The sequence below is a fragment of the Streptomyces sp. NPDC058221 genome, assembly GCF_042882365.1.
GTDB lineage: Bacteria > Actinomycetota > Actinomycetes > Streptomycetales > Streptomycetaceae > Streptomyces.
The window spans coordinates 1-8,816 of sequence record NZ_JBHVWF010000227.1 but is presented as its reverse complement, the minus strand read 5'-3'; the positions used below and the strand labels follow the sequence as shown (position 1 = coordinate 8,816).

6 protein-coding genes are annotated in these 8,816 nt (G+C 70.8%); 2 read left to right on the top strand and 4 right to left on the bottom strand.

The features are described 5' to 3' along the window. Positions 1-87: 87 nt before the first annotated feature. Positions 88-2,667, bottom strand: coding sequence for an ABC transporter permease (locus tag ACFVW8_RS37020; RefSeq protein WP_389698057.1), 2,580 nt, complete (start codon positions 2,665-2,667; stop codon positions 88-90). Then, positions 2,664-3,452 (bottom strand): ABC transporter ATP-binding protein, encoded by a 789-nt coding sequence (locus ACFVW8_RS37015; protein ID WP_389698055.1) that lies wholly within the window; start codon positions 3,450-3,452, stop codon positions 2,664-2,666. The genes ACFVW8_RS37020 and ACFVW8_RS37015 overlap by 4 nt, the downstream gene beginning before the upstream one ends. A 401-nt stretch (positions 3,453-3,853) precedes the next feature. Between ACFVW8_RS37015 and ACFVW8_RS37010 the strand changes: the two genes are divergently transcribed. Next, on the top strand, positions 3,854-5,455 hold the full coding sequence (locus ACFVW8_RS37010) for an MFS transporter (protein WP_389698053.1): 1,602 nt from the start codon (positions 3,854-3,856) through the stop codon (positions 5,453-5,455). An 87-nt stretch (positions 5,456-5,542) separates the two neighbouring features. Here ACFVW8_RS37010 and ACFVW8_RS37005 read toward each other — a convergent pair whose 3' ends face one another. After that, the gene (locus ACFVW8_RS37005; RefSeq protein ID WP_389698051.1) at positions 5,543-7,000 is read right to left on the bottom strand and encodes an MFS transporter; all 1,458 of its coding nucleotides are present in this window, start codon (positions 6,998-7,000) and stop codon (positions 5,543-5,545) included. Between the two features lie 176 nt (positions 7,001-7,176). Here ACFVW8_RS37005 and ACFVW8_RS37000 point away from each other — a divergent pair, with 176 nt between their 5' ends. Beyond that, a complete protein-coding gene (locus tag ACFVW8_RS37000; protein WP_389698059.1) occupies positions 7,177-7,632 on the top strand; it encodes a MarR family winged helix-turn-helix transcriptional regulator in 456 nt (151 codons plus the stop codon). Between the two features lie 57 nt (positions 7,633-7,689). On the opposite strand, the gene ACFVW8_RS36995 is transcribed toward ACFVW8_RS37000, so the two are convergent. Further along, positions 7,690-8,583, bottom strand: a complete 894-nt coding sequence (locus ACFVW8_RS36995; RefSeq protein WP_389698049.1) for a cellulose-binding protein — start codon at positions 8,581-8,583, stop codon at positions 7,690-7,692. Between the last annotated feature and the right edge of the window lie 233 nt (positions 8,584-8,816).

Below are 8,816 nucleotides of genomic sequence, written 5' to 3'. Positions count from 1 at the left end.
CCGGTACCCCGCGGGCACACGGGTCCGGCCCCGGGCGTTTGGAGGAACGCCCGGGGCCGGACCCGTGAGTCTACGTCGGCCGCCGTCTCACCCGTCCGTGGCGATGGCGTTCAGGACGTTCATCCGTCCCGCCCGGAAGGCCGGGACCAGGGCCGCGAAGAGTCCGACGAAGGCCGAGGCGACGAAGACGCCGATGATGGTCGGCCACGGGATCTCCAGGACGCCGAGACCCTCCAGGGCCAGCAGCTTCTGGGCCGAGGTGCCCCAGCCCATGCCCAGGCCGAGGCCGAGCAGGGCGCCGAACAGTGCGATGACGACGGACTCCAGCCGGATCATCCGGCGCAGCTGGCGGCGGGAGAGGCCGATGGCGCGCATCAGGCCGATCTCGCGGGTCCGCTCGACGACGGACAGGGCCAGGGTGTTCACCACACCGAGCACCGCGACGATGATCGCCAGGGCGAGCAGGCCGTACACGATGTTCAGCAGCTGGCCGATCTGGTCCTTCAGGTCCTGCTTGAAGTCGGCCTGGTTCTGCACCTTGTACTGCGGGTACTCGGCGAGCGAGCTCTTGAGGGAGGCGTAGGCCTCCTTCTCCTTGCCGTCCTGCGCCGTGGCGAACATGATCATGTTCTTGGGCATCTTGTCGGCGGGGACGTAACGCTCGGCCGTCGTGGTGTTCAGGTACATGGCGCCCTGGTCCACGTTCGTGTCGTCCGAGGTGATCGCGGCGACCTTCAGCTTCGCCGGCTCGCCCGCCTTGAACCCGACGGTGATCGTGTCGCCGACCTTGATCCCGTGCGCGGTGGCGTACTTCTCCCCGACGGACATCGCGTTCTTGCCGTATGCCGCGGGCAGGTCACCGGCGACGGCCTCGCGCCGCAGGTCCTGCGGGTACGTCGGGTCGGCGGCGGTGACGTCCTCGTCCGTCGTCGACCCGTCGGGGTTGGTGAGCTTCGCGCCGAGGATCTTGTAGTTCGTGACGTGGTCGATGCCGGGTGCGGTCTCCAGTGCCTTCGCGGCCTGCGGCACGATCAGCTGACCGGTGGACGACTGCACGATGAAGTCCGCGCCCACCGACTTGTCCAGCTCGTCGGTGGCCGAGGCGACCATGGAGGAGCCCACCACCGAGAGGCAGGCCACCAGCGCGAGGCCGATCATCAGCGCGGCGCCGGTCGCCCCGGTCCGTCGCGGGTTGCGCAGTGCGTTGCGCTCCGCCAGCCGGCCGACCGGGCCGAAGAACCTGAGGACGACGACGCTGAGCGCCCGTACGACGACACCGGCGAGCAGCGGGCCGATCACGATGAAGCCGATGAGGGTGAGGACCACGCCCAGGCCGAGGTAGAGCGAGCCGTCGCTCGACTTGTCGGCCTGCGTGGTCGCCCACAGCGCCGCCGCACCCGCTCCGGTGAGGACCAGGCCGATGGAGGCCCTGATCCAGCCGGACTTGGCGTCCGCCGGGCTCCCGGAGTCGCGCAGGGCGGCCATCGGGGAGACCTTGCCGGCCCGGCGGGCCGGGATGTACGCGGCGAACACGGTCACGATGATGCCGAGCGCGAGCCCGATGACCGGGGTCGTCCAGGCGATGGTGAGGTCGTCGGTGGACAGCTCCATGCCGACGGCGCCCATGACCTTCATCAGCCCGACGGCGAGGCCGACCCCCGCGGCGACACCGAGGACGGATCCGACGATGCCGAGGAGCACCGCCTCCAGCAGCACGGACCGGTTGACCTGCTTGCGGCTGGAGCCGATGGCCCGCATCAGGCCGATCTCGCGGGTGCGCTGGGCGACCAGCATCGAGAAGGTGTTGACGATCAGGAAGATGCCGACGAGGAAGGCGATCCCGGCGAAGCCGAGCATCGCGTACTTCATCACGTCGAGGAAGTCGCCCATGGAGTCCTGGTTGGCGTCCGCGGCCTCCTTCTGCGTCTGCACCTTGTACGCGGCCCCGCCGTCCAGCGCCGCGGTGACGTTCTGCTTCAACTGCGTGTCACTGACGCCGGGTTCGGCGGTGATGGAGATCTGGGTGAAGGCGTCGGAGCTGCCGATGAGCTTCTGCTGGGCGGTGGCCGTGTCGAGGTAGACGATGGCCGCGCCGGGGTTGGTGACCTTGAAGGCGGCGATGCCGCTGATGTGCGCCCTGACGTCACCGGTGACCGCGATGGTGCGCAGCTCGTCACCGATCTTCAGGTGGTGCTTGTCCGCGGTGTCGGCGTCGACCATGACCTCGGTCGGGCCGCGCGGGGCGTGGCCGGAGGTGATCTCCATGGAACGCAGGTCGTTCTGCGTCCAGTTGCCGGCCAGCGTGGGTGCGCCCCCGTCGGAGCCCATGTTCGTGTTGTGGCTGTCGACGACCGTGACGGCCATGCTGGAGACGGCACCCTCGGCCTTCTTCACCCCGTCGGCCTTCTCGACCTGCGCGACGACGGAGGCCGGCAGCGAATCGGGCTTGCCGTTCTCGGGGTTCTCGTCGACCTTGGCGGACTTCGGACTGACGGTGACATCGGCCGACGTCGCCGCGAAGAGCTTGTCGAACGTGGTGTTCATCGTGTCGGTGAAGACGAGCGTGCCGCACACGAACGCCACCGACAGCAGGACGGCGACGGCGGAGAGCGCCATTCGCCCCTTGTGCGCGAAGAAGTTGCGCATCGAGGTCTTCCAGACGGTCATGACGTCCGCCCGCGTGCGTCGAAGTCCTTCATCCGGTCCAGCACCTGGTCGGCGGTCGGGTTGAGCATCTCGTCGACGATGCGCCCGTCCGCGAGGTACAGCACCCGGTCCGCGTAGGAGGCGGCGACCGGGTCGTGGGTGACCATGACGATGGTCTGGCCCAGCTCGTCCACGGACCTGCGCAGGAAGGAGAGCACCTCGGCGCCGGCCCGCGAGTCCAGGTTCCCGGTCGGCTCGTCACCGAAGATGATCTCCGGCTGGGCGGCGAGCGCCCGCGCCACCGCGACGCGCTGCTGCTGGCCGCCGGAGAGCTCGGTCGGCCGGTGCTTGAGCCGCTCGGCGAGGCCGACGGTCTCCACGACCTGCCGCAGCCAGACGGCATCCGGCTTGCGGCCCGCGATGTCCATCGGCAGCGTGATGTTCTCCAGCGCGTTGAGCGTCGGCAGGAGGTTGAACGCCTGGAAGATGAAGCCGATGCGGTCGCGGCGGAGCTGGGTGAGCTTCTTGTCCTTGAGGCCGGTGATCTCGGTCTCGGCGAGGTGGATCTGACCGGAGGTCACGGTGTCCAGACCGGCCAGGCAGTGCATCAGCGTCGACTTGCCGGAGCCGGACGGGCCCATGATGGCCGTGAACTGCCCGCGTGCGATGTCCACATCGACATGGTCGAGCGCGACGACCCGGGTCTCCCCCGTCCCGTACGCCTTGACGACCTGCCGCGCTCGCGCAGCGACGGCCGTACGCCCTCCAGTGCCCCCGTGCCTGGGAATGGTTACAGCCGTTGTCACGGTTTCTCTCCTATGTCGGTCAGCGTCGAGTTGTCGCTGTCTGCTCTGAAGTCTGCTGGCTGGAGGGGGTCCGGCGCGCTGGTGCCCAGCGCAGTCTTCGGGTGGGGTTTTCCCCACCCCGCCCCCTGCGGTCACCCGCAATCGCGGTGCCTGAACAAACGCTACGGAGGGGACCGGCCGGCCACGTCCTCCGCCGGGAGGAACGCTCCCTGGGCGGAAGTAGGGAGCCACCCCTAGGGGTCTCGGCCCCGGGGTGGAGGAGTCCGTCAGGGACTGGGCCCAAGGGTGCACGCGATCGGGTGGAGGGCGCCGGCCCTCGCACACCGCACCGTTGCCCTCTGCCCCCGGGGAGCCGCAGGTGAGACAGTGTCGGAAATTACGTGCATGGGGAAGGGATCCTGGTGAGCGGCGCGAGCGGCGGTACGGAAGCGATATCGGGGTCGGGATTCGGCCCCGCCCCCTCCCCCGCGAAACCCCGCGGGCGCGGCCCCGTCGTCGCGGCCCTGATGCTGTGCATGGCGCTGTCCGCCATCGACGGCACCATCGTCTCCACCGCGATCCCGCAGATCGTCGGCGACCTCGGCGGGTTCTCCGTCTTCTCCTGGCTCTTCTCCGGCTATCTGCTGGCCGTGACCGTCACCCTGCCGGTGTACGGGAAGCTCTCCGACACCTTCGGCCGCAAGCCGGTCCTGATCGCCGGCGTGATCCTGTTCCTGTTCGGCTCGGTGCTCTGCGCCGCCGCCTGGAACATGGCCGCGCTGATCGCCTTCCGCGTCGTGCAGGGGATCGGCGGCGGCGCCCTCCAGGGGACCGTCCAGACCGTCGCGGCCGACCTCTACCCGCTCAAGGAACGTCCGAAGATCCAGGCCAGGCTGTCCACCGTCTGGGCCACGTCGGCGGTCGCCGGGCCGGTGCTCGGCGGGCTGTTCGCGGTGTACGCGGACTGGCGCTGGATCTTCCTGATCAACCTGCCGATCGGGGCGGTGGCCCTCTGGCTCGTCGCCCGGCACCTCCACGAGCCGTCCCGGGTCCGCCGCGCGGCCGGTGCGCCGCGCCCCCGGATCGACTGGGCGGGCTCCCTCGCCGTCTTCGCGACCGGCGCCCTGCTGCTGACCGCTCTCGTCCAGGGCGGGGTCGCCTGGCCCTGGCTGTCGGCCCCCTCGCTCGGCATGCTGGGGGCGACCGCCGTACTCGCCGCGCTGACCGTGTTCATCGAACGGCGCGCCGCGGAGCCGGTCATCCCCGGCTGGGTGTGGCGGCGGCGCACCATCGCCTCGGTCAATCTGGCCCTGGGCGCGATGGGTCTGCTGATGGTCGCGCCGACGGTCTTCCTGCCGACGTACGCACAGTCGGTGCTGGGCCTCGGGCCGATCGCCGCCGGTTTCGTGCTCTCGGTGATGACGCTGAGCTGGCCGGTGGCTGCGGCGCTCTCCAACCGGGTCTACAACCGCATCGGCTTCCGCCGCACCGCGATCACCGGCATGTCGGGCGCGCTGCTGGTCCTGCTCGCCTTCCCGCTACTGCCCTACCCCGGGCAGGCCTGGCAGCCGGCGCTGATCATGCTGCTGCTCGGCGCCGCGCTCGGGCTCTTCCAGCTCCCGCTGATCGTCGGCGTCCAGTCGACCGTCGGCTGGTCCGAACGCGGTACGACGACGGCGTCCGTGCTCTTCTGCCGGCAGCTGGGCCAGAGCATCGGTGCAGCGCTCTTCGGGGCCGTCGCCAACGGGGTCCTCGCCTCCCGGCTCGCCGCCGCACCCGTCCCCGGCCTCTCCGGCGACCTCGACTCCGTCTCGCACGCGCTGGACGATCCGGGTGCGCTGAGCGCGGCGGCGACGGACTATCTGCGCAGGGCCGTCGACGCGGCCGTCGACCGGGTCTACCTCGGAGCGGCCGCGGCCGCCGCCGTCGCCCTGCTGGTCCTGGTCTTCGTGGCCCCGCGCCGCTTCCCGATCCTCGCCGAGGAGCCCGGCAGCGCTGCGGCGGCCGGCGGAGCGGACGGCTGAACACGGGCACCGACGCCGGACTGCCCGGCTCGGGGCCCTTGCGCGGGGACCGAGCCGGGCAGTCGCCGTACGCGAAGTGGGCCGGGGTCAGGCCTTGACCGCGGCCACCTCGGGCGAGGCGTCCACCTCGGTCTTCCCGCCGGGGGCGGCGGATCCGCGTACGGCCGGGATGAACGACGAGATCACCACGGCGATGACGGCGACACCGCAGCCGAACATCAGGCCGGTACGGAACCCGGCCTCGGAGGTGAGGCTGAAGCCGGCCGTCTCCGTGGTCATCTGCGAGAGGACCGCACCGATCACGGCGGCACCGATCGAGGTTCCCAGCGCGCGCATGAGGGTGTTGAACGCGTTGGCGGCGGCGGTCTCGGAGGCCGGGACCGCGCTCATGATCAGGGCGGGCATCGCACCGTAGGCGAGGCCGACACCGCCGCTGCTGACCATGAGGAACAGCATCAGGCCCCAGGCGGTGCCCATCAGGAGCATGCCGAGCCCGTAAGCGGCGGCGATGACCAGCACACCGCTGATCAGCGTGAACTTGGGGCCGCGGGCGTCGGTGAGCTTCCCGCCGAACGGCGAGACGATCATCATCATGATGCCGCCGGGGGCCATCCACAGGCCCGCCTGGAGCATCGACTGGCCCAGGCCGTAGCCGGTGGCCTCGGGGAACTGCAGCAACTGCGGCGCGATCAGCATGCCGGCGTACATGCCGAAGCCGACGAAGAGCGACGCGAGGTTGGTGATGAGCACCCGGGGGCGGGCCGTGGTGCGCAGGTCGACCAGCGGGTCCCGGGTACGCAGCTCCCAGAATCCCCATCCGATGAGCACCACGACGGCGGCGACGAACAGACCGACCGTCGTCGGGGAGCCCCAGCCCCACTCGGCACCCTTGGAGACGGCGAGGAGCAGGCAGACCAGGCCCACGGCCAGGCCGAGGGCTCCGGGCATGTCGAAACGCTGCCCCTTGGCGGCGGCGGGGACGGCCGGGATCAGGAACCAGACCAGCGCGAAGATGGTGAGGGCCAGCACGGCGGAGCCCCAGAACAGCACCCGCCAGTTCGCGTACTGGGCGACCGCCGAGGCGATCGGCAGGCCGAGGGCGCCGCCGATCCCGAGGGAGGCGCTGACCAGCGCGATGGAGGAGCTCAGCTTCTCCTTCGGCACCACGTCACGCAGCAGCGCGATGCCGAGCGGAACCATGCCCATGCCCATGCCCTGCAGACCACGTCCGACGATCATGGGGACGACGGTGGACGAGAGCGCGCAGACCACCGAGCCGGCGAACAGCGGCACCGCGCACACGAGCAGCATCCGGCGCTTGCCCAGCAGGTCGCCCAGCCGTCCGGAGACCGGCACACACACCGCCGAGACCAGCAGGGTGGCGGTGATCACCCAAGTGGCGTTCGAGGACGTCGTGTTGAGGAGCTTCGGCAGCTCCGCGATGAGCGGGGTGACCAGGGTCTGCATGACCGCCGCCACGGTGCCGGCGAAGGCCAGCGTGGCGACCACGCCGCCGGATCTGGCTGTCGGCTGGGGCGCATCCATGAGAAGGAACTCCTAGGGGTTGGTTGTCTCGTTCACCGGGATAGCGATGTGCATCGTACATGTCCAATGTGTCATACACACCATGTGTCACATGCACGCAACATGAGAGCATGACCCGGCGTCCAGAACCCGACGCGCGAAATTCGATCCCGGCGCAGCCGCAGGAGGCCGCAGACATGGTCAGGCCCACGGACCGAGTGGAGTACGAGCAGATGCTGCTCGGGCGTCACGACCTCGCCTGTCACGGCGGCGGACGGCACAAATACGCCCTCATGGAGCGCAGCGCCTACATCCTGCTGAGCCGCATCAGGGTCCAGGGCCCCATGTCCAACGGCGAACTGAGCGAGGCCTTCGGCCTGGACGCCTCCACCCTCAACCGCCAGACCGCCGCGGCGACACGCGCCGGACTCGCCGAACGCATCGCCGACCCCGAGGGCGGCATGGCCCGCAAATTCCGCATCACCGACCGGGGCGCCGCGCTCCTCGACAAGGAGCGCGAACGCGTCGTGCGCTCCCTGGAACAGATCATGAACGACTGGCCGGACGAGGACATAGCCGCCTTCGCCGGCTACCTCAAGCGCTTCAACAGCGGCATCGAGCAGCTCTCCAAACGCCCCTGGCCACGCCCCTGACGCCGGCCACACCCGCACCGGGGCCCGCCGCTCGCCGCTCGCAAGGGCGGACGACCCTCAGCCCTCCGAGGCCCCCGTACGCCCCGTGAGCGCTGCCAGCGAATTGCGCACGTGCGACATGTGCGCATGCAGTTCCTCGCGGCCCTCCTCGTGCTCCCGCAGGATCCGCTCCGTCTCCCGCACCACCCGCTCCTCGCGCGCCCGGGCGGCGGAGACCAGCTCCGCACCCCGCGCCTCGGCGTCCTCCTGGCCGTGCCGTGCGGCCTCCTCCGTCTCGGCCAGCTCCCGGCGCGCCCCGGCCAGCGCGGCCTCCGCCCGCTCGGTGAGCTCCATGTGCTCCGCGGACTGCGCCGACTCGGCCGCCGCGACCTCCTCCTCGGTGGCCTTCCACCGCTCGGCGTGCTCCTGCTCCTGGTGTGCCAGCACGCTCGCCGTACGGCTGCGGGTCGCCTCCATCGCGGCCTCCGCCTCCTCACGCGCCGCCGCTGCCTCCAGCCGGGCCGCGGCCAGCGCCTCACCGGCCGAGCCCTCGGCCGCGCTCAGCAGCTGCTCGGCCCGGTCCACCGCCGCCGCCCGCATCGCCTCCGCGTCGGCCCGGGCCGACTCCCGCACGGCCCGCGCCGCCTCGGCCACCGCGTCCCGCAAGGACTGGGACTCCTCCAGCGCCGCACCCCGTACCGTCTCCGCCTCACCCTCGGCGAGCGCCAGGATCTGCTGCGCCCGCTCCCCCAGCGTCGCGTAGTCCTGCGGCGGCAACGCGGCGACGACCTCGTCCAGCCGGGCCGACTCGGCGACCAGCTCCTCCGCCAGCGCCGTCAGCCGGGCCACCTGTTCCCGGGCCCCGTCCCGCTCGGCCGACAGCTCGGCCACCGCGCGGTCCACCTGCTCCGGACGGTAGCCACGTCCGCGCACGCCGACGAAGCCGTGCGCGGACACCGGTGCAGAACTCATCCTTGACGCCTCTTTCCGACTCTCCGACCCGACCATCGAGCAATACGTCAAGGATGCGGCAATTGGCTGAGAAGTCGGAATCGTTTCGATGCTTTCCGGACGGAAGCGACAGGCATCACAGACGGCAAAGACGTGGTGCCCCGCCCCCCCCCCCCGGCCCCGGGCCCACCCCCCCCCGCCATCAGCCAGTTTTTGTCCAAAAAAACCAGCCGCGCCACCAACACACAAACCGC